Source organism: Thiocapsa sp., from assembly GCF_035467215.1.
In the GTDB taxonomy this organism is placed as follows: domain Bacteria; phylum Pseudomonadota; class Gammaproteobacteria; order Chromatiales; family Chromatiaceae; genus Thiocapsa.
Genome location: NZ_DATITZ010000078.1, coordinates 1 through 18,800 on the forward strand (window position 1 = coordinate 1; position 18,800 = coordinate 18,800).

The following is an 18,800-nucleotide window of genomic DNA, read 5'->3' on the forward strand; positions in this document are numbered from 1 at the left end:
CTTGCCAGTTTGTCCTGGCGCATCACAAACCACGTTTAATAGTAAAGAAGAACGGATGAAACAACGGTGGTATGTCCCCGGCAGACACGCGGATCGGGCAAAAGCTCGCCAACTCGAGCTTCGTCGACAAGGAGCGCGCCCGTCTCGCCGAGCAGTCCACGGCGATCGGCAACCTGCAGGCACAACGGCAGAAGATTGCGGCGCTGTGAGCCCTGCCGGAAGGCCTGCGCGCCGCTCTTCGTCCCGGTAAAGGACTTCACGACAGGCGAGTCATTCATCCTGCCAAGGAGTCTCTCCGGCCAATCGCAAGACCTCTGCGACCAGCGCATCCGAAAGCCGATAGCCCTGTCGCGACAGGGCTGCCAACACCGACCCGACAGACTCCAGCAGACCGTGCTGTTTGGCGGCCAGCAGCACTCCGGCCAGTCCGACCACGGGAATTCCAAGGCGCCGGGCGATCTGTCGTCCGCGGCGCTCATCGATCAGGAGGAAGCGGCACCGCGTTTCCTGCGCCAACAGGATGGCCGCTGATTCCCCGGCGTCGAGCAATAGACCGAGACTGGCCATGTTCGCCTCGCAACTGCGTGGAAGCGCCCGCGACTCGATGACACCCTCGGCGAGTGCGGCCGACAAGACTCGCGCCCCGGGCCGACCGGACTCCACGCACAGCTCGGTAAGCACGGCCTCCGGAACCACCACGGATCCGTAGAGCGCGAACAGCAGCGACAGGTGCTCGATCCGAGCCAGGGCGATCAGTGGCCCGGCGTCCGCGACGACGATCCTGTTCATTGTGACCCGCCCGTCAACCCGCCCTCACAAGGCCGCGTCAAGCTCATCCGCCAACTCCTCTGCCGGATAATCCACGGCAGCTAGGCCAAGCGATCCCAGCAGATCGATGAACCCATCCAGCGAGAGCCCCGCAACCTTCGCGGCTTGGGCGAGTGTCAGTTGCCGGTTCTCGAACAGGGTCAGCGCCAAGGCGCGATGCACGCCTTGATCGAGCAACCGTCGGTCGAACGGCACGGCGAGAATCGCGGGACGGCCATGTTTCGTGATGAGCGCGAGTTGTCCGAGCTCGGCGTCCCTCAGCAGATCGCCAGAGCGAGTACGCAGTTCCCGAACCGAGAAGACATCGAGCGTTTCCATCATCTGCCTCATATTAGTGTGCCCACGCAGCGTAGCACAAAAAACGTCACGCACTGCCCGGTGGCCTACCAGGCGTCTGCATCCGAAGCCGCCAAGGTGATTTCCGGAACAGGTAAAACCGGCGTGTAGGTGCGAACTGATTCGCGCGCACAGCCGCGTCAGGTCTTCCGTCAATGAGGCAAGGCATTGAACGTTTTCGCGTTCTTTGTGTTCTTCGCGTTAATTGTTGTCGAGCTCACCGCGACGACCCGGGACCGACCCGAACGACGCATTGGTCGCGGCCGTCACAACTCCCCCGCCCGGCTCTTATGCACCTGCCGAATCTCGTCGTTGCGCCGCTCGATCTCGCGCCGAAACTCCCGCCGCAGGGCCGCGCTCTCGTAGCGACGGCGCTCGTTGGGTGTTTCGATCTGCAGCGCGGGCACCTTCACGGGACGCCCCTGGTCATCGACCGCCACCATGGTGAAGTAGGAGGTCATGGCGTGGCGGGTGGTCTTGTGGATGATGTCCTCGGCGATGACCCGGATCCCCACCTCCATCGAGGTGTTGCCCGTGTAGTTGACCGAGGCCAGGCAGGTGACCAGCTCGCCGACGCGCAGCGGCTGGCGGAAGAAGACCTGATCCACCGAGAGCGTGACCACGTAGTGGTTGGAATAGCGCGCGGCGCAGGCGTAGGCGACCTGGTCGAGCAGCCGCAGGGTGGCCCCGCCGTGAACATGGCCCGAGAAATTGGCCATGTCGGGGGTCATCAGAAGGGTCATGGTCAAGGTCTTGTGTTGCTGTTCCATGTAAAACCCGCTTGGCGCTGGAGGAATCCGCTAGTATCGTGAGCGCCGCCGTCGACGCACGGCTCGCGCGCGTAAGGTTGCGGCTTGTCGCGTGGGGTGACGGCGTCCGCGGCATGGATTGCCGACACAGGCACGCGAGATTGCAACGCGCGTTCGACTTTAACACCGACCCGCTCGCCAGCGGCTCCGACACTCCATCTCAGCAGGTTTCATCATGATGCGTGCCCCCGGACGCCTTTCGCTTATGCCCTACTTGGGTCTTTTTGCGCTGCTCGTGCCGGGCCTCTCGCTCGCGAGCGAGTCCGGGCAGTGGATCGACTTGACCGCACACACCGTCGGCTACGCGGCCCTGATCATCTTCGTCATCGCCTATTTGCTGGTGATGGCCGAGGAATTCCTGCACCTGCGCAAGTCCAAGCCGGTCATCATCGCGGCAGGCCTGATCTGGGCGTTGATCGCCTACGTCTATTCGCAGAACGGCCTGACCCACGAGGCCGAAACGGCGGTACGGCACAACTTCCTCGAATACACCGAGCTGATGCTCTTCCTCCTGGTCGCGATGACCTACATCAACGCCATGCAGGAGCGCCAGGTCTTCGATGCCTTGCGTGCCTGGTTGATCCGCAAGGGCTTCGGTCTACGAGCGCTCTTCTGGATGACGGGCGGACTGGCGTTCGTCATCTCGCCGGTGGCGGACAACCTGACCACGGCGCTCTTGATGTGCGCGGTGGTCATGGCGGTGGGCGGCGACAATACCCGTTTCGTGACCCTGGCCTGTATCAACATCGTGGTCGCGGCGAACGCCGGCGGTGCCTTCAGCCCCTTCGGCGACATCACGACCCTGATGGTCTGGCAGAAGGGCATCATCGATTTCTTCGGGTTTTTCGATCTCTTTATCCCGGCACTGGTCAATTTTCTGATACCCGCTTTCTTCATGCATCACGCCGTGCCCGATATCAAGCCCGACATCAAGCCCGAAACGGCGCCGGCGAAACCGACTCGACGGGTATCCTTCTCGTACCACCGAGCCGCCGAACGCGAGACCGAAACAGCACCGGTGGACATCCACATGCGACGCGGCGCCAGGCGCATCATCCTGCTGTTCCTGCTGACGATCGCAACGGCGGTCGCCTTCCACAACTTCCTGCACCTACCGCCGGTCATCGGCATGCTGACCGGGCTCGGGTATCTGCAGTTCTTCGGCTTTTATCTGCGGATGAGCCATCACGGCTGGCAGAAGCGCAACGTCGAGCGTGCGAACCTGATCGGCGACATCACGCCGTTCGACGTGTTCAACAAGGTCGCACGGGCCGAGTGGGACACACTGCTGTTCTTCTACGGGGTCGTACTCTGTGTCGGCGGGCTCGGGTTCATCGGCTATCTGGGCATGGCCTCGAATGTGATGTATGAGCAATGGGGGCCGATCCCCGCCAACGTAGCCATCGGCCTCATGTCCGCCGTCGTCGACAACATCCCCGTGATGTTCGCCGTCCTGACCATGAATCCGGACATGGACCAGACGCAGTGGCTCCTGGTCACCCTGACCGCCGGGGTGGGCGGGTCGCTACTGTCGATCGGGTCGGCGGCCGGGGTCGCCCTCATGGGTCAGGCTCGCGGTGTCTATACCTTTTTCGCGCATCTGCGCTGGACGCCGGAGATTGCCTTGGGGTATTTCGCGAGCATCGTGGTTCATTTGTGGCTCAATGGCTGACGGCGCGCTGCCGCGGGGAGCGCGCCGATGAGGCGATGGTGGCGAGGGCGTGGCCCCGCCCTCCCGAGCCTTCTGATCGCACTGGCCGTGACCGGCGCTTGGATCATCGAACGTTGGGGACCGGGTCTGATCCCGGTCGATTGGTCATTCGCCGGGTCGGGTCGACTCTGCGCCTTGAATCAGGTGCTGGATGGAGATTCGCTCCGGCTGACCTGTGGCGGGAAGTCCGTCGAGGTTCGCCTGTACTGCGTCGACGCGCCCGAGAAGGGCCAAAAGCCCTGGGGCGATCGGTCCCGAGCACACCTGAAGCGAATTGCCACGGATCGGGTCGAGATGCGAGCAGTGGAGACCGACCGATTCGGGCGCACGGTCGCCGAGGTCTACAACGCCGACGGCGAACGACTCTCGTTGAACCTCGAGCAGGTCAAACAGGGGCAGGCTGCGGTCTATCCTCGTTATTGCGAGGAGTCGCGTTTCTTCCGCGCGGAGCGTAGCGCCCGTAACGCCGAGCTGGGAATTTGGGGCACCCGAGGAGAGCACCAGACGCCTTGGACCTTCCGACATCGGCGTTGAGGTGCGGGATGGGGAACACCGGCATCCTGCCCTGAGGACGATCGCGACCTCCCCTGCTCGATCAAACCCTCAATATCCGCCCCGTCCGCCCGTCGCGGATACGCGAGGGCTGATCAGAGCCGACACAGGCACCGGCGAGGATCATGTCCGGGCGCTCGTCGAGCGCCAAGCGGACCTGCAAGGCCGTCCGGGCCGGTCGTCGGCTCGCTTGATTGGCACTCGTGGAGACGATGGCGCCGCCATAGGCGCGGCAGAGCGCGGTGGCAAGCGGATGTGCGGTGACCCGAACCGCAAGGGTGTCGAAGCGCCCGGTGAGCCATCGCGGTGTCTCGGGCCGCGCCGGCAGCAGCCAGGTATTCGGCCCCGGCCAGCTGGCTCTGATCTCCGCCATCCGATCGGCCGTGAGCGGCAGGACGAAGGGTTCGAGCTGGCTCGGATCCGCGGCGATCAGGATCAATCCCTTGGCGACATCACGACGCTTCATCCTCAGAATCCGCGCGACCGCATCGCCGTTTCGGGGATCGCAACCCAAGCCGAACACGGCCTCGGTCGGATAGGCAACCACGCCACCGTCCGCGATGATGCGGGCGGCACGCCGAAGCCGCTGGTTCGGAAGAGACGCCGATGTCATCGGGGAACCAAGCGCAGCGCCGGTGATCCCACGAAGGCATCGGAGGCTCGCGCCGGGTCACGGCCGCAGGGCGATCGTCGGCACGCATTGCCGGATCGCAACGAACCCAGAGACCGGGAATGGGTATACTGTATCCTTTCCCGCCGACGGTAACCGATGCAGGAGCGGCCGGGCCAAACGGGCGAGTCCATCGGGACCAGCCTCGCACATCCCGCGCCTTCGGCGAAGCCCGGCACGCGCTCAACCTCTTTTTTCCTTTTGCACAACGGAGTTGACTTCATGACCCTGATCAAAAATGTTGGTAAGACCGATCGTAACATCCGTCTGGCTGCCGGCGGCGTTCTGGTTTTCCTGGGCATCATCACGAACACGGTGCTCTTCTCGATCATCGGCTTAGTCGTGCTTGCGACCGGCGCGATCGGCACCTGCCCCGCGTACATGCCGCTGAACATCAACACGAATAAGGACGACAAGGCTTGATCTAGGCCCCAGTCACCGGACCCCGGTCACGGGCCCTTTACGGATCGTGACCGGCGGTGCGGGCTCAGGCCGGACGCTCGAAGAGATAGTGGCTCACGTACCATTCCTGTCCCTTTCGATACCCGAACAGCTCGGCGCAGGCCATGAAGAACAGGCGCCAGCGCATCCACCAGACCCCAGCTTGATCGCTGCCGTAAGTCTCTTCGAGAATCCGCCAGACCCGATCGCGTGCGGCATCCATCCGCTCCAGCCAGGCATTGAGCGTGCGCTCGTAATGCCGACCGTCCCAGCGCCAGCGCGTCACCAGCTTGAGATGCTCCTGAAAATGCAGTGGTAGATCGTCGCTCGGCATGATGCCGCCCGCGAAGAAGTAGTGACTCATCCAGTCGCTCGGGCCGACGTCCTCGAAAGGATAGGGATGTTCGCGATGGACGAAGATGTGCATCAGGAAGCGCCCGCCCGGCTTGAGCCAATCGTGGACGCGGGCGTACAGCTTGCGATGGTTGCGCATGTGCTCGAACATCTCGAGCGACACGATCCGATCGTACTGGCCGTCGGCCTGAAAATCGTTCATGTCCGCCGTGACGATCTCCAGGTTCGTGAGACCCCGTCGATCGCGCTCCGCCTCGATGAAGGCGCGCTGCCCGCTCGAGTTCGAGACCCCGGTGATCCGGGAGCCCGGAAACTGCTCGGCCAGGTACAGGCTCAAGGCGCCCCAGCCGCAGCCCAACTCCAGCACCCGATCGCCGTCTTGGATCCCGGCCCGCTCGGCCGTGATCGCCAAGGACGCCTCTTCCGCCTCTTCGAGCGACGTGCTGCTCTCGGGCCAGTAGCAAGAGCTGTATTTGCGACGCGGCCCCAACACGAGATCGAAGAACGAGGCCGGCAGCTCATAGTGCTGCTCGTTCGCACGCTCCGGCACCTCTGCGATCGGGGACGCATCCATCATGGCGATGAAGTCGCGCTTCTCGCGCATCGCCGCCTCGCAATCCTCCGTCGGCAAGGTCGCCAGGCGTCCGCGCAGCAATGCACGAATGCCGCTGCGTGTCACGCTGTCGGGAACCTTACCTCGCTCGACCCAGCGGATCGCCGTCTCTGTCGCACTCACCATCGTCGTTTTCCTCGTTCGTCCCGTGATACCGCGGTGATCCGGAGGTATTGGCGAGGAGCCCCGAGGGCAAGAAGGCTCGGCACGGAATTCCCGATGTACCGGCTCGACGCTACCGCGGCGTCAACTGTTCCAACGCAAGCTTCAATGCGGACTCGCGATCTTCGACCCACCGATCCTGGCGCATGGCGCCGCGCAAACCCAGGTGCTCCAAGCGCTCGCGCGGCTGGCCGTGCACACCGGCCATGTAGACCGCGTGCCCTTGCGCGAGCGCATCGCGGACCGTCGACTCGACCGCAACCGCGGTCGTCACCCCCATGTGCGGGACCTGACTCAGATCGATGACGACCGCCTGAGCGCCTTCGAGCTTGGGACTCTGACGACTGATGGCGGCCGCAGCACCGAAGACCAGCGGGCCGCTGAGATAGAGGATCTTCACCCGACCGCGCCCTTGCGCAAGCAACGAGCGCTCCTCGCGCGACAAACCGGCGCAGGGCGCCTCGTCTTGCCTGCGCCGTGCCGGGAGGACACACACGGACTCTTCCTGCACGTCTGCCAGACGTCGAATGGTGAGGACATTGGCGACGAAGAGGCCGATCGCCACGGCGGTAATCAGATCGACGAACACTGTCATCACGATCACCCCGTAGGTGATCAAGGCGCCTTTCATCGACACGCGATGAACGCGGGCGAGGAAGCTCCAATCGATGATGTCGATACCGACCTTCACGGCAATGCCCGCGAGGACCGCCAGAGGGATTTTCGCGGTCAGGGCACCCGCCCAGATCACCACCACGGCGAGGATCGCCGCCCGGGTCAGACCCGAAAGCGCGGTCCGCCCGCCGGCCTGGATGTTTACGACCGTCCCCATGGTCGCTCCCGCCCCGGGAAGCCCGCCGAAGAGGCCCGATGCCAGGTTGCCGACACCCTGACCGAGCAGCTCCTTATCCGAGTCGATCTGCTTGCGGGTCAAGCTGCCTGCGATCACCGAGGTCAGCAGGGCATCCACCGAGCCGAGCATCGCCAAAACGAGCGCATCGATCAGGATGGTCTGCCACTGGTCGATGGTGAACACCGGAAGCTGCAGCGAGGGCAGACCCGAGGGAATCTCACCGATGCGCCGAATGTCCTGATCGCCCAACCAGTAGACCGCAATCAGGGTGCCCGCGACCAAGACCACCAGCTGCGGCGGAAGGATCCGTTTGACGCGGGCGGGCATGAGAAAGAGGACGGCGAGCGTCATCCCGGCCAAGGCGGCCTCCCTCGGATCGATCGATCCGATCAGCTCGGGCAACGCCTGCAAGGTTCCGATGACCCCTCCGCCAGGTGCCGCGTGTCCGAGCAGTCCGGGTAGCTGAAGGATGACGAGGATGATGCCGATCCCCGACATGAAGCCGGAGATGACGGTAAAGGGCATCATGGTGACATAGCGCCCGAGCTTCATCACCCCGAACGCAATCTGGAACAGACCCGCAAGCATCACGACGGTGAAGGCCATCGCCATGCCTTGCTCGGGGTTGGCGGCGATCAGCGAGGCAATCACCGCGGTGAACACCACGGTCATTGGGCCGGTCGGCTCGGAGATGAGTGTCGGCGTGCCCCCGAAGAGCGCGGCGAACAGGCCGATCAGCACCGCTCCGTAGAGTCCGGCCTCGGCGCCCGCTCCCGACGCGACCCCGAACGCGAGCGCCATCGGCAGGGCGATGACGGCAGCGGTGACACCGCCGAAGAGGTCACCGCGAAGATTGTCGAAACGGATCTCGTTGAGTACGCGCATGCATTACCCCGAAGTCTTCCACTGTAAACGCTTCCCTAGTATCCGGCCCGAGTCAGGTAAGCGATAATCGAAGTTCCTCAATCACTGTATCGAGAAAGATCTATAGATTCGCCGAGGACGAATCGATTACCATATCAGCAGCCGGTAATAGACTACATTTTGCAACGAAGTGACGGCATCGGAAACACATAGACAATCGTCGATGCCACTGATAGAGAAATTCGAATATTCTCTATACCTAACCCTATAGTAAGGTTACACCCAGAGTTCGAAACGGCCTCCGCAGGCGAGGCGGACAAGGCACAGACCACAGGAGCTGACGATGAGCGTGAAGACCTACGATGCCGGTGTAAAAGAATACCGGGCCATGTATTGGACGCCGGACTATGTCCCCCTCGACACCGACCTCTTGGCCTGTTTCAAATGCACCGGCCAGCCCGGTGTGCCGCGCGAAGAGGTCGCCGCCGCCGTGGCTGCGGAGTCCTCGACCGGGACCTGGAGTACGGTGTGGTCGGAGCTCCTGACCGACCTGGAATTCTACAAGGGCCGCGCCTATCGCATCGAAGACGTGCCGGGCGACAAGGAGGCGTTCTACGCCTTCATCGCCTACCCGATCGATCTGTTCGAGGAAGGCTCGGTCGTCAACGTGCTCACCTCGCTCGTCGGCAACGTGTTCGGATTCAAGGCGCTGCGTCATCTGCGCCTGGAAGACATCCGTTTCCCGATCGCCTACGTGAAGACCTGCATGGGTCCGCCGAGCGGTATCCAGGTCGAGCGCGACAAGCTCAACAAGTACGGTCGTCCGCTTCTGGGCGCAACCATCAAGCCGAAGCTCGGCCTGTCGGCCAAGAACTACGGCCGTGCCGTTTACGAGTGTCTGCGCGGCGGTCTGGACCTGACCAAGGACGACGAGAACGTCAACTCCCAGCCCTTCATGCGCTGGCAGAACCGTTTCGAGTTCGTCGCCGAGGCAGTCTCCGCGGCGCAGGCCGAGACCGGCGAGCGCAAGGGTCACTATCTGAACGTGACCGCTGCCGACCCCGAGCAGATGTACGAGCGCGCCGAGTTCGCCAAGGAGCTCGGTCAGCCGATCGTCATGCACGACTTCCTGACCGGTGGCTTCACCGCCAACACAGGTCTGGCCAAGTGGTGCCGCAAGAACGGCATGCTGCTGCACATCCACCGCGCCATGCACGCGGTCATCGACCGTCATCCCAAGCACGGTATCCACTTCCGCGTGCTGGCCAAGTGCCTGCGTCTGTCGGGCGGCGACCATCTGCATACCGGAACGGTCGTGGGTAAGCTCGAGGGCGATCGCGGCTCCACGCTTGGCTTCGTCGATCTGCTGCGCGAGTCCTTCATCCCCGAAGACCGCGCCCGCGGCATCTTCTTCGACCAGGATTGGGGCTCCATGCCCGGCGTCTTCGCCGTCGCCTCCGGCGGTATCCACGTCTGGCACATGCCGGCGCTGGTGACGATTTTCGGCGACGACTCGGTCCTGCAGTTCGGCGGCGGTACTCAGGGTCATCCCTGGGGCAACGCGGCCGGTGCCGCGGCCAACCGTGTGGCACTCGAAGCATGCGTGAAGGCCCGCAACGAGGGTCGCGAGCTGGAGAAGGAGGCCCGCGAGATCATGACCAACGCGGCCAAGCACAGCCCGGAACTGGCGATCGCGATGGAGACCTGGAAAGAGATCAAGTTTGAGTTCGACACGGTCGACAAGCTCGACGTAGGTTGAAGAAGGCCTCAGGCCGCCTGCCCCCGGCCGCCTGCTCGAGGCGGCCCGGGCCATGAGATCCAAGTCTGCCGGAGCGATGTCGTAAAGCGACTCCCGGCGCGGCGGGCAGGACTCAACCCCGCCAGCAGCTGATCGCTGGAGGCCGGGGGGCTGGAGGCTAGAAGCTCCGACACTCGAACCCAACGCATTCGCACAACGAGGACCGAAACCATGCCTTTCCAAAGCACCACGGGCGACTACCAAACCAAGCGCACCCTGGAGACCTTCGGGTTTCTGCCGCCCATGACCCAGGAGGAGATCTTCGACCAGATCGCCTACATCATCGCGCAGGGCTGGACGCCGGGTATCGAGCATATCCATCCCAGCAAGGCCATGAACCACTACTGGACCATGTGGAAGCTGCCCTTCTTCGGCGTGACCGACCTGGCGCAGGTGGTGAGCGAGCTCGAGGCGTGTCATCGCTCCTATCCGGATCACCATGTCCGCGTGACCGGCTACGACAACTACACCCAGAGTCAGGGCTCCTGCTTCGTGGTGTTCGAGGGTCGCGGCTGATCGCAAGTCCGACGGTAGTCTAGGTCCGGCGGTGCCTCCGTGTGCCGCCGAGCCTAAAGGTGCCGAGCACCCGAGATCCAGTGTTTCAACACCGAGCGGGCGGCGCGATCGCCGAGCCGGTGATGCGAACGGCGACAGGGCTCTGTCGCGCTGCGGCAATCACCGCTCATGCGCTCCACGTCCAAGGGAACGACCATGCCCAGCAAAGCGAATCTGAGATCGAGCGGCCGCGAGGCGGCCCTGGCACGTCGCCGTGCCTTGTCCACTCAGGGCAAGCGAACCAGCGCAGCCCCCGGGGCGGCGGAGCGCAGCCGCTCGCCCGAGGCGGCTTCGGTGCGTCGCCCGACGGCATCGCAGGAGAAGGTTGCTCCGGCTGCCGCGACGGAATCGGTGTCGAGCACAGGGTGGGGTGGTGTCGCATCGGCACCTTCCACATCCAGGGTCGTCTCGTCTGCTCGGCGGGTTCAGGCTCCGGCATCTGCAGCCGGCACCAGCCGCGCGGAGGCCAGGGCTCGGCGCGAGGCACTGTCCAAGGCCGGCAAGCGGGCTGATCGCAGGGCGGATCGAACACGCGTCCCGGCGCCGAAAACGGCGGCCAAGATCGCTCGCGACGAAGGATCGGATTGCGGCTGCGGCTGCGGCGGAAATCCCGAAAAGGCAAACGAGCGCGGCTCGATGGCGGACGCAGCGCGCCTGTCCTCGGATCGCCGGGGCGCATCGTCTCTCGGCACCGTGACCAATCCGTCCACCAACGGGACGCGACGCAGCGCCAAGCGCATCACTGCCGTCAAACCAACGGGGCGCATGCTCGCACTCGCACGACGCTCCGCCACGTCCGGGCGCGGCAAGGCCGCGGTCAATACCCCGGCGACCACGGCGAGTCTCGCGCGACAGGCCAACCCGCAGCTGTCCGGGCGCGATCTGGCCCAGACCGTTCGCGCCCATCGCAGTGCCGCAGGCTCGGCCGGGACGCGCAAGGTCCAAGCGACGGGGCGAGTCAGACCTGGACGCGAGCGTCCGGTCGGCGGGGCGCAGGATCAGCCCTGGAAGGTCGGTCTGAGCGAGACCGCACAAGGTCAATTCGTGACCGGCACCCGGGTCGGTCGCAGTCGCTCGGTCACGGGCGACGAGCCGAGCGTGTGTCGCGAGGTCACCGGAACCGAATACATGGGCGCCGAGATCTTCCGCGAGTTTTGCCAGACCGAGCCGCCCAAACCGACTCCGAAGGTCCACGTCACCACGACGAGTCACGGCAACGCCGTAACCGGCAACGAGGTGGGACGCTCGACGAAGGTGACCGGCGACGAGCCCGGGACCTGCAAGACCGTGACCGGTACCGAGTATCTATCGTCCGAGCAGGCCAGCGCGTTCTGCGGTGTTCAGTTGACTCCGAACCCGCGGCAGACCGGGCGCACCCAGACCACTGGCGGTCGTGCCGTCTCGGGTGTCCTGCCGGGCCTCTCGCCCAAGGTCACGGGCAACGAGCACGGCGCGGGGATCCAGCCGACCGGCAGCCAGTACATGGCCTCGGCCAACGGCGACCTGCCCGATCTGAAAAGGGCGCCGCCGAAGGTCAACCTGACGCAGACGCTCGGCGGCGGCTCCGTGACCGGCACCCGAGTCGGGCGCAGCGCGAAGTTGACCGGCGACGAGCCCGGCAGCTGTCGGCTGGTGACCGGCGACGAATATGTCGGCGCCGAACAGTACAAGGAGTTCTGCGGCATCCAGCCGGCACCGCTGGAGGCACCGAAGGTCGGGCTGTCCTCGACGCCGAAAGGACTGATGGTCTCCGGCACCCAGACCGGTCGCTCGGGTCGGGTCACGGGTGACGAGCCCGGCACCTGCAAGGTCGTCACAGGCACGCCCTATGCGGGACTGGAGCAGACGGCGACCTATTGCGCCCCGGAGCAGCAGCGCCTGATCGCCGAGCGGATGCGCCCGATGGCTGCGGCGATGGCGGCGCGGATGACCGGCACCCAGCCGGGGATCGGCGGGGTCATGACAGGTGCCTCAAGGGGTGCTTGCGAAGAGATCAGCGGGACGCCCTATGTCGGCGGCGACCAGTTCGAAGAAACCTGCGGAAGCGCTGCACGCCCCGGCGACAGCGACTTTCCCCAGCTGCTGCCTCAACCGATCGAGGCCGCGCCCTGGCAAAGCTTCAGTGTCGAGTCGCCGGCACGGCAGGCGTTTCAGGCGAGCCAAGGAAGCGGCGTGACGGGCACCCTCTACGAGCAGGAGGGGAGGATTACCGGCCCTTTCGGGATGGGCACGGGCAAGATCACGGGCACTGAGCAGTTTCGCTTCGACCGTGGCCCGTCCGTGCCGGGAAATCTGTTGCAGATGGCGCCCGCCGAGACGGCAGGGGTCGATGCGTCGCCCGCAGCGGTCCGCTCCCGTGTGACGGGCGAGGGGCAAGCCGCCGGAACCAAGATCACGGGTGACGATTGGGAGCGTGGCGAGCGTGTGACCGGGACCGAGGGTCCCTCTGCACGGCGCCGCAACCCTACCCGCCCGGGTCCGATGGCCGCGATGGCTGCCGTCAAGCCTAAGCGCAACGAGGAGCTTCCTGCGCCGGTGAGTCGAGTCACCGGGGCCAGCGGCAACACGGAACGCGGTTCGCTCATCACCTACTCGGGTGGAGCGAGGGGCTGAGCCCCGGACACGGGAACAACCCGGGAGATCGGGTCTTCCCGACCGAGCCATACGCGAGCCCACATCGGAATCTGACGAGACAACGAGGTCATGTCGAGACAACGCCGTCCAACCCGAGCGAGCCTGATCTGGGCGTCCGCACACGAACCCGCCGCGCAGGCTTATCGGTCGCGGGAACAGGGCGAGTCTGTCTCGGTTGCGGCCACGGCGATGCCGGAAACGGCAACGCCGGAGCTGGCCAGGTCGGAGCTGGCCAAGCAGGAACAGACCGGGCGGCCTGCAGCGGCACGTGCCCCCCGGATGCGCCCGCGGCCCTCGGCTCGGACGGCCGGCGCGGGTGCCTCGCAACGGATGTCGCGCCAGACCGCGCGGGCGGTCGTTGCGGAGGCAGCCGGCGGGCGTGCTCCGGGCCCGAACGGGCTCCACCCGCTCACCGATCGTGACGGCAATGCACGGCTGCATCGCTACGAGGACCGGGTCAAGACGGCGTTCGACCGGATCGTGCCCGTGCTCAAGCAGATCTCGGCGCTCCAGCATGAGTCCGATTTCGAGCAGCACGCGCAGTCGATTGCCCGGGCCGAGCTGGGATTCGATCTGCCCGAGTACATGCTTGCGGACGCCTGGGTGACTCAGCTCGACCTGCGCCGTCTGTTTGCCTGGTGCGTGTTCGAGAACTACCGTCGGATGGCGGAGGACTTCTTCGCGAACGACCCGCTCGGCGGGCGCGAGGTCCATGCCTTCGACCGCTTTCTCCAGGACTGCGGCTTCCATCAGCTGGATGTGACGCCCTGCGCAGACGGACGCCTGGCCCATGCGATCAGCTACGTGCTGCGTCTGCCCTTCGGCGCGGTGCGGCGCAAGCCCTACGCCGGTGGTTTGTTCGATGTCGAGAACACGGTCTCCAAGTGGGGCGAGGTCGAGCTCGGGCGGTTCCGCGAAGGCGTACCGAACACCGCGGATGCGCCGACCCGCTATCTGAAGACGGTGATCTATCACTACAGCTCGGTCGATCCGCACCATCAGGGCTGCGCGGCCCACGGATCGAACGATGCGGCGGCTGCGCAGGCCGCCTTGGACCGACTCCTGGCCTTCCGCCAATCGGTCGAGAACGGTTTCTGCTGCGGTGCCTCGGTGGCGCTGCTGCTGATCGGGATGGATACGGACACGGACGCCATCCGGGTGCATGTGCCCGACGGCGAGGGCCGTATGGATCTGACGCAATCGGTCGATGCGATCAAGGTCTACGCGATCACCCGAGACTTGGAGCCGACCGCAGCGCGTGCGCGTGTCGCCGAGCTGGTCAAGGCACACGCCCCGGCAACCGCCGATCCGGGCATGCTCCGGCTGGTCGCGCGGCTGATCGAGAACAACCTGTCGCAGATCGACTATGTGCGACAGGTGCACGGCGGACGCTACGCGGATGCGGGTCACGCCGAGCGCTTCGTGGGTGTGGGCATCGGGTTCGAGGAGATCCAGCTGCGCAACCTGACCTATTTCGCCTATTTGTACACGGTCGAGGAAGGGGCTGCGGATCTGGACGTCGGGCGCAAGATCTTCGGCGGGCTCAATGTCTCGCGCGGTCTGCCGATCCCGATCGTCATCCGCTTTGATTATCACGGCGGTGTGCCGGGTGCGCGCGAGCGCGCAACGACACGCTGTCGGCGGCTCGATGCCGCGCTCGCCGGCCGGTTCGCCGATCTCGACGACCGCGGCCTGCTGCACCGCTTGCTCGTCGTGCGCGACAGCGACGCGGGTACCGGCATCGAGGTCGTCGGATGTTCGCTGACCGCCCCGACGGCGGGAGGCCACTGATGAAGATCTGTCAGGTGGAGCGCCCCCTGGTCTCGACCAACCGGATTCCGGGGTTCGAGCACAAACACCTCTTGGTGGTGCGCGACGGGAGCACACAACAGGTCGCGGTCGATGCGGTCGGCTGCGTGCCGGGCGACTGGGTGATCTGTGTCGGCAGCTCCGCGGCGCGCGAGGCGGCCGGCAGCAAGGAGTATCCGAGCGACCTGACCATCGTCGGCATTATCGATCATTGGCCGCCCGAGACGGGTTCCGCCGGGTCGCGAGGTGCAGGCTGATGGAGATCAGGCAGGTCATCGGATCGCTGGTCTGCACGCATCGCGTCACCGGACTCGGGCATTGGGATCTGCGGCTGCTGCAGGACACGAAAGGCAAGCACTACGTCGCGACCGACCCGGTGGATGCCCGACCCGGCGACTGGGTCTTCGTGGTCAGCGGATCGGCTGCCCGGTATGCGATGGGAGACGCAGGGATCCTCACCGACCTGACGATCGGCGGGATCATCGATCGCTGGGAAGAGGAGCGAGCTGCGGCGGTCGAGCCGATTGCCGTCGCCACCGCCCGAGCGGCATGAGGGCATGAACCCGGACGGAATCGCCCGGCGTGGTCGGCCTCGACGAAGAGCTTTAGATCTGGATTGAAGACAAACGGGCAGCATCGCCCGCGGCGACTTGGTACACAGAGGAGATAGAAACGATGGCAAACGAAAAATTCGGAATCGCGCTCGGCATGATCGAGACCCGCGGACTGGTCCCCGCCATCGAAGCGGCGGATGCCATGACCAAGGCCGCCGAGGTGCGCCTGATCGGGCGCGAGTTCGTCGGCGGCGGTTACGTGACCGTCCTGGTGCGCGGCGAAACGGGGGCGGTCAACGCCGCCGTGCGTGCCGGTGCCGACGCCTGCGAGCGTGTCGGCGATGGCCTGGTGGCGGCGCACATCATCGCCCGTCCGCATCGCGAGGTCGAGCCGATCCTCCCCGTCGGCGGCCCGGCCGTCGACTGAACAACAGTCAGTAATACGCGACGAGCTGACAGCTGACGGCAAGTGACTAGTGACTAGTGGCTGATAGCTGGAGGCTGGAGGCTCATGGATGAGAGCCTAAAGCAGGTCGCAACCACCTCATCAACACGACACTTAACGATTGGAGAGCACAGATGGCCAGTGAAAGCTACGGGATTGCATTGGGGATGATCGAGACGCGCGGCCTGGTGCCCGCCATCGAAGCGGCCGACGCCATGACCAAGGCCGCCGAGGTGCGCCTGATCGGGCGCGAGTTCGTCGGCGGCGGTTACGTCACCGTGCTGGTGCGCGGCGAGACGGGCGCGGTCAACGCTGCGGTGCGTGCCGGTGCCGATGCCTGCGAGCGCGTCGGCGACGGTCTGGTGGCTGCGCACATCATTGCTCGCCCGCATCGCGAGGTCGAGCCGATCCTGAACCGGACCCTGCCGGCGGCGGCCGACTGATCGAGAGGCGTTGAGCCATTGGCCGCTCGATACCGGCGGCAAGGGTGTTGAAGCATGAGACACGCACGCATTCATCCTCGTACCCTTGGCTATCTCGGTCGTGCCTTGAGCTTGGAGCTATCCGCTGTCCAGCAGTACATGACCCAGGCCTCGCTTGCGGAGGCCTGGGGGTTACCGGAGGCCGCAAGGCGTCTGCGCGAGGAAACGGTCGAAGAGATGCAGCATGCCGAGCGCATCATCCAACGCATGCTGGCGCTGGGTGTGGCGCCGAACGGCTCGCACCTGCGTCCGGCCGGCGTTTCGCGCAATCTGGTCGATCTGTTGCTTCAGGACTCGGTGCTTGAAGCCGAGATCGTCGCCCTCTACCGCGAGGCCGTAATCTTCTGTCGACGCATCGGGGATCGTGAGAACGGCGACTTCTTCGAGGCGCTGCTGAACGAGGAATCCGCCCACGCCCGCGAGATCGATGACTGGCTGGCCTCGCTTGGTGTCCCGCGCTATCGCGACCCCTCGGAACGCGCCTACTTTTAAGGGATCCCCGTCATGAATCAAGGCTGGAACGAACGTCAGCGTCCCGTTCGCCTCGAACGGCGTTTGGAGTTTGCCGACTACGAGGCCACCCGCGATTTTCTGGACCGGGCGGCGAGCCTCTCGGAGCGCCTCGCGATCTATCCGGACATGAGCTTCGGGCGGACCTACGTGAACATCACGTTACATGCCGAGGACCACGCGACCGAGGTAGCAGAGCCGCTTCGGCAGTTCGCCCGCCGGATCGATGCGCTGCTGGAAACCGAGAAGACCCTCGATGAGTAATTCAGACCCCAAAGAGGCCGCACCCGAAGCCGCCCGCGAAGCCACCAGGGCACCGACCGATCCGTCGGCACCCTCGGCCGGGCCGCGCACGACCTCCACCAAGCCGAAAGCGGCGTCTCGGGCCACCACGGCCGGCTCGACAACCACGCCGAAGACCGAGAAGGCCAAGATTGCGCTCCGTCCTGCGGCGGTCGCGGACAAGCAGCGCGCTTCGGTCAAAACCACGGCCACATCAAGCGGTGCGCAACGGTCACGGCGTGTTTGGCCGGACTGAGCGTCCATCGGGCCATCGCGCGTGAGCAAGGCGACCCGATGACCGCGGCGAACGCAACCCAAAAAGCCGCTGCCCAAAGCGAGGCGACCGGTCGCTTCGTGCGACACGCCACCTTGCGTCAGCTGCAACTCCTCGAGGCCATCGTGCGTCTGGGCAGCTTCACGCGCGCCGCCGAGGAGATGTTCCTGACGCAGCCCACGGTCTCGATGCAGATCAAGAAGTTGACCGACACGGTCGGCACCCCGCTGTTCCTGCATGTGGGTCGCAACGTCGAGCCGACCGATGCGGGCCGCGAGGCCTACACCGCGTGCCGCACCATCCTGCGCACACTCACGGACCTCGAGATCAAGCTCGCCGACCTCAAAGGGCTCAAGAGCGGGCGCTTTCGCCTCGGCGTCATCACGACGGCGAAATACTTCGCCCCCGAGATCCTGGGCGCCTTCTGCGAGCAATTCCCGGGGATCGATGTCACGTTGAAGGTCACCAACCGCACGCGGATCATCGAGCGGATGGACGCGAACGACGACGACCTCTACATCTTCGGCGAGCCCGGCGGCGCGGGTCTGGACGTCGAGGCCACCTATCTGGCCCCCAACCCCTTGATCGTCCTTGCGCGCAACGATCATCCCCTGGCCCGCGAGACCGGCATCACGATGGAGCGGCTGGCGCAGGAGCGGTTTCTGCTGCGCGAGCCCGGCTCGGGCATCCGCGACTCGGTGGTGCGCCGCTTCGCCGAACGGGGCCTACGCCCGAACGTGCGCATGGAGCTCGGCAGCAACGAGGCGATCAAGCACGCCATCATCGCCGGTCTGGGCATCTCCGTACTCTCGCTGCACACACTCACGCTCGACGGGGGGGCTGGGCGTCTCGTCATGTTGGACGTCGAGGGCTTCCCGATCGAGCGGACTTGGTATCTGGTCCACCCGAAGGGTCGCGATCTTTCGACCATCGCCAAGGCATTCCTGGCCTTTGCCGTCGACCGCGAGCGCGAGATCTCCGCCTCGCTCGAGCGAACCTACGACATCCTGCGCACCCCGCGACCAACGTGAGCGATCGCGTACGGTCGGCCCGACCTTGCTCCGGCGCGGTTGCAGCTCGCGGCCGCAGCGCTTAGGCCGACACGTCCGGCCGATAAACGACCAAGCGTCGCCCCAGCCGCACGCGCCGCCCAGGATCGATCGTCTCGCGGGTAACCCAAAGATACGCAGCGGCCTCGCCCGCCTGCGCCCGGGATGCGACCGGATAGCGCCTCTCGGAACCTCTCCGGAACATGCACCTCGAC

The 18,800-nt window shown here is 65.2% G+C and carries 23 protein-coding genes; 16 read left to right on the forward strand and 7 right to left on the reverse strand.

Annotated features, from left to right (window positions below; all coding sequences use genetic code 11):
* The first annotated feature begins 71 nt into the window (after positions 1-71).
* Complete coding sequence (locus VLR48_RS03970) at positions 72-209, forward strand: hypothetical protein (protein WP_325290535.1); 138 nt, start codon at positions 72-74, stop codon at positions 207-209.
* Between the two features lie 61 nt (positions 210-270).
* Here VLR48_RS03970 and VLR48_RS03975 read toward each other — a convergent pair whose 3' ends face one another.
* From VLR48_RS03975 to VLR48_RS03985, 3 genes are all read right to left on the reverse strand, one after another.
* Positions 271-789, reverse strand: coding sequence for a DUF3368 domain-containing protein (locus VLR48_RS03975; protein WP_325290536.1), 519 nt, complete (start codon positions 787-789; stop codon positions 271-273).
* A 24-nt stretch (positions 790-813) separates the two neighbouring features.
* Positions 814-1,146 carry a type II toxin-antitoxin system prevent-host-death family antitoxin gene (locus VLR48_RS03980; protein ID WP_325290537.1) on the reverse strand — a complete coding sequence of 111 codons (333 nt, stop codon included), beginning with the start codon at positions 1,144-1,146 and terminating at the stop codon, positions 814-816.
* Between the two features lie 284 nt (positions 1,147-1,430).
* Positions 1,431-1,934, reverse strand: coding sequence for an acyl-CoA thioesterase (locus tag VLR48_RS03985; protein ID WP_325290538.1), 504 nt, complete (start codon positions 1,932-1,934; stop codon positions 1,431-1,433).
* A gap of 244 nt (positions 1,935-2,178) precedes the next feature.
* Between VLR48_RS03985 and nhaD the strand changes: the two genes are divergently transcribed.
* The gene (gene nhaD, locus VLR48_RS03990) at positions 2,179-3,645 is read left to right on the forward strand and encodes a sodium:proton antiporter NhaD (protein WP_325290539.1); all 1,467 of its coding nucleotides are present in this window, start codon (positions 2,179-2,181) and stop codon (positions 3,643-3,645) included.
* 27 nt (positions 3,646-3,672) lie between these two features.
* On the forward strand, positions 3,673-4,218 hold the full coding sequence (locus tag VLR48_RS03995; protein ID WP_325290540.1) for a thermonuclease family protein: 546 nt from the start codon (positions 3,673-3,675) through the stop codon (positions 4,216-4,218).
* A gap of 61 nt (positions 4,219-4,279) precedes the next feature.
* Here the strand turns inward: VLR48_RS03995 and VLR48_RS04000 are convergent, their stop codons facing one another.
* A complete protein-coding gene (locus tag VLR48_RS04000; protein WP_325290541.1) occupies positions 4,280-4,849 on the reverse strand; it encodes an L-threonylcarbamoyladenylate synthase in 570 nt (189 codons plus the stop codon).
* A gap of 279 nt (positions 4,850-5,128) precedes the next feature.
* Here VLR48_RS04000 and VLR48_RS04005 point away from each other — a divergent pair, with 279 nt between their 5' ends.
* The gene (locus VLR48_RS04005; RefSeq protein ID WP_325290542.1) at positions 5,129-5,329 is read left to right on the forward strand and encodes a DUF2892 domain-containing protein; all 201 of its coding nucleotides are present in this window, start codon (positions 5,129-5,131) and stop codon (positions 5,327-5,329) included.
* A gap of 64 nt (positions 5,330-5,393) precedes the next feature.
* Here the strand turns inward: VLR48_RS04005 and VLR48_RS04010 are convergent, their stop codons facing one another.
* Together VLR48_RS04010 and VLR48_RS04015 are read right to left on the reverse strand one after the other, a co-directional pair.
* Complete coding sequence (locus VLR48_RS04010) at positions 5,394-6,440, reverse strand: cyclopropane-fatty-acyl-phospholipid synthase family protein (protein WP_325290543.1); 1,047 nt, start codon at positions 6,438-6,440, stop codon at positions 5,394-5,396.
* A 109-nt stretch (positions 6,441-6,549) separates the two neighbouring features.
* Positions 6,550-8,214 carry a SulP family inorganic anion transporter gene (locus VLR48_RS04015; RefSeq protein ID WP_325290544.1) on the reverse strand — a complete coding sequence of 555 codons (1,665 nt, stop codon included), beginning with the start codon at positions 8,212-8,214 and terminating at the stop codon, positions 6,550-6,552.
* Positions 8,215-8,536: 322 nt separating this feature from the next.
* On the opposite strand from VLR48_RS04015, the gene VLR48_RS04020 reads away from it, so the two are divergent.
* Positions 8,537-9,952 (forward strand): form I ribulose bisphosphate carboxylase large subunit, encoded by a 1,416-nt coding sequence (locus tag VLR48_RS04020; RefSeq protein WP_325290545.1) that lies wholly within the window; start codon positions 8,537-8,539, stop codon positions 9,950-9,952.
* A gap of 210 nt (positions 9,953-10,162) precedes the next feature.
* Positions 10,163-10,507, forward strand: a complete 345-nt coding sequence (locus tag VLR48_RS04025; protein ID WP_007195595.1) for a ribulose bisphosphate carboxylase small subunit — start codon at positions 10,163-10,165, stop codon at positions 10,505-10,507.
* A gap of 266 nt (positions 10,508-10,773) precedes the next feature.
* Here the strand turns inward: VLR48_RS04025 and VLR48_RS04030 are convergent, their stop codons facing one another.
* On the reverse strand, positions 10,774-10,941 hold the full coding sequence (locus tag VLR48_RS04030) for a hypothetical protein (protein ID WP_325290546.1): 168 nt from the start codon (positions 10,939-10,941) through the stop codon (positions 10,774-10,776).
* 241 nt (positions 10,942-11,182) lie between these two features.
* Between VLR48_RS04030 and VLR48_RS04035 the strand changes: the two genes are divergently transcribed.
* The 10 genes from VLR48_RS04035 to VLR48_RS04080 all read left to right on the forward strand — a co-directional run bounded on the left by VLR48_RS04035 (position 11,183) and on the right by VLR48_RS04080 (position 18,567).
* Positions 11,183-13,159 carry a CsoS2 family carboxysome shell protein gene (locus VLR48_RS04035; RefSeq protein ID WP_325290547.1) on the forward strand — a complete coding sequence of 659 codons (1,977 nt, stop codon included), beginning with the start codon at positions 11,183-11,185 and terminating at the stop codon, positions 13,157-13,159.
* Between the two features lie 90 nt (positions 13,160-13,249).
* Positions 13,250-14,971: a carboxysome shell carbonic anhydrase gene (locus tag VLR48_RS04040; RefSeq protein ID WP_325290548.1), complete on the forward strand. Its 1,722-nt coding sequence runs from the start codon at positions 13,250-13,252 to the stop codon at positions 14,969-14,971.
* On the forward strand, positions 14,971-15,246 hold the full coding sequence (locus VLR48_RS04045; RefSeq protein ID WP_325290549.1) for a carboxysome peptide A: 276 nt from the start codon (positions 14,971-14,973) through the stop codon (positions 15,244-15,246). Before VLR48_RS04040 ends, VLR48_RS04045 begins: the two co-directional genes overlap by 1 nt.
* A complete protein-coding gene (locus tag VLR48_RS04050; RefSeq protein ID WP_325290550.1) occupies positions 15,246-15,542 on the forward strand; it encodes a carboxysome peptide B in 297 nt (98 codons plus the stop codon). The genes VLR48_RS04045 and VLR48_RS04050 overlap by 1 nt, the downstream gene beginning before the upstream one ends.
* A gap of 122 nt (positions 15,543-15,664) precedes the next feature.
* Positions 15,665-15,970: a BMC domain-containing protein gene (locus VLR48_RS04055; RefSeq protein ID WP_093036074.1), complete on the forward strand. Its 306-nt coding sequence runs from the start codon at positions 15,665-15,667 to the stop codon at positions 15,968-15,970.
* A 152-nt stretch (positions 15,971-16,122) separates the two neighbouring features.
* Positions 16,123-16,431: a BMC domain-containing protein gene (locus VLR48_RS04060; RefSeq protein ID WP_093036077.1), complete on the forward strand. Its 309-nt coding sequence runs from the start codon at positions 16,123-16,125 to the stop codon at positions 16,429-16,431.
* Between the two features lie 54 nt (positions 16,432-16,485).
* Positions 16,486-16,962: a ferritin-like domain-containing protein gene (locus VLR48_RS04065; RefSeq protein ID WP_325290551.1), complete on the forward strand. Its 477-nt coding sequence runs from the start codon at positions 16,486-16,488 to the stop codon at positions 16,960-16,962.
* A gap of 12 nt (positions 16,963-16,974) precedes the next feature.
* The gene (locus VLR48_RS04070) at positions 16,975-17,244 is read left to right on the forward strand and encodes a 4a-hydroxytetrahydrobiopterin dehydratase (protein ID WP_325290552.1); all 270 of its coding nucleotides are present in this window, start codon (positions 16,975-16,977) and stop codon (positions 17,242-17,244) included.
* Positions 17,237-17,518: a hypothetical protein gene (locus tag VLR48_RS04075; RefSeq protein ID WP_325290553.1), complete on the forward strand. Its 282-nt coding sequence runs from the start codon at positions 17,237-17,239 to the stop codon at positions 17,516-17,518. Before VLR48_RS04070 ends, VLR48_RS04075 begins: the two co-directional genes overlap by 8 nt.
* 38 nt (positions 17,519-17,556) lie before the next feature.
* Positions 17,557-18,567 carry a LysR family transcriptional regulator gene (locus tag VLR48_RS04080; protein ID WP_414718576.1) on the forward strand — a complete coding sequence of 337 codons (1,011 nt, stop codon included), beginning with the start codon at positions 17,557-17,559 and terminating at the stop codon, positions 18,565-18,567.
* The last annotated feature ends 233 nt before the right edge of the window (positions 18,568-18,800 follow it).

Bases quoted from the DNA above. Each gene is read 5' to 3' on its own strand.
- VLR48_RS03970 (WP_325290535.1), top strand. From the start codon at position 72: ATGTCCCCGGCAGACACGCGGATCGGGCAAAAGCTCGCCAACTCGAGC.
- VLR48_RS03975 (WP_325290536.1), bottom strand. From the start codon at position 789: ATGAACAGGATCGTCGTCGCGGACGCCGGGCCACTGATCGCCCTGGCT.
- VLR48_RS03980 (WP_325290537.1), bottom strand. From the start codon at position 1,146: ATGGAAACGCTCGATGTCTTCTCGGTTCGGGAACTGCGTACTCGCTCT.
- VLR48_RS03985 (WP_325290538.1), bottom strand. From the start codon at position 1,934: ATGGAACAGCAACACAAGACCTTGACCATGACCCTTCTGATGACCCCC.
- nhaD (WP_325290539.1), top strand. From the start codon at position 2,179: ATGCCCTACTTGGGTCTTTTTGCGCTGCTCGTGCCGGGCCTCTCGCTC.
- VLR48_RS03995 (WP_325290540.1), top strand. From the start codon at position 3,673: ATGAGGCGATGGTGGCGAGGGCGTGGCCCCGCCCTCCCGAGCCTTCTG.
- VLR48_RS04000 (WP_325290541.1), bottom strand. From the start codon at position 4,849: ATGACATCGGCGTCTCTTCCGAACCAGCGGCTTCGGCGTGCCGCCCGC.
- VLR48_RS04005 (WP_325290542.1), top strand. From the start codon at position 5,129: ATGACCCTGATCAAAAATGTTGGTAAGACCGATCGTAACATCCGTCTG.
- VLR48_RS04010 (WP_325290543.1), bottom strand. From the start codon at position 6,440: ATGGTGAGTGCGACAGAGACGGCGATCCGCTGGGTCGAGCGAGGTAAG.
- VLR48_RS04015 (WP_325290544.1), bottom strand. From the start codon at position 8,214: ATGCGCGTACTCAACGAGATCCGTTTCGACAATCTTCGCGGTGACCTC.
- VLR48_RS04020 (WP_325290545.1), top strand. From the start codon at position 8,537: ATGAGCGTGAAGACCTACGATGCCGGTGTAAAAGAATACCGGGCCATG.
- VLR48_RS04025 (WP_007195595.1), top strand. From the start codon at position 10,163: ATGCCTTTCCAAAGCACCACGGGCGACTACCAAACCAAGCGCACCCTG.
- VLR48_RS04035 (WP_325290547.1), top strand. From the start codon at position 11,183: ATGGCGGACGCAGCGCGCCTGTCCTCGGATCGCCGGGGCGCATCGTCT.
- VLR48_RS04040 (WP_325290548.1), top strand. From the start codon at position 13,250: ATGTCGAGACAACGCCGTCCAACCCGAGCGAGCCTGATCTGGGCGTCC.
- VLR48_RS04045 (WP_325290549.1), top strand. From the start codon at position 14,971: ATGAAGATCTGTCAGGTGGAGCGCCCCCTGGTCTCGACCAACCGGATT.
- VLR48_RS04050 (WP_325290550.1), top strand. From the start codon at position 15,246: ATGGAGATCAGGCAGGTCATCGGATCGCTGGTCTGCACGCATCGCGTC.
- VLR48_RS04055 (WP_093036074.1), top strand. From the start codon at position 15,665: ATGGCAAACGAAAAATTCGGAATCGCGCTCGGCATGATCGAGACCCGC.
- VLR48_RS04060 (WP_093036077.1), top strand. From the start codon at position 16,123: ATGGCCAGTGAAAGCTACGGGATTGCATTGGGGATGATCGAGACGCGC.
- VLR48_RS04065 (WP_325290551.1), top strand. From the start codon at position 16,486: ATGAGACACGCACGCATTCATCCTCGTACCCTTGGCTATCTCGGTCGT.
- VLR48_RS04070 (WP_325290552.1), top strand. From the start codon at position 16,975: ATGAATCAAGGCTGGAACGAACGTCAGCGTCCCGTTCGCCTCGAACGG.
- VLR48_RS04075 (WP_325290553.1), top strand. From the start codon at position 17,237: ATGAGTAATTCAGACCCCAAAGAGGCCGCACCCGAAGCCGCCCGCGAA.
- VLR48_RS04080 (WP_414718576.1), top strand. From the start codon at position 17,557: ATGACCGCGGCGAACGCAACCCAAAAAGCCGCTGCCCAAAGCGAGGCG.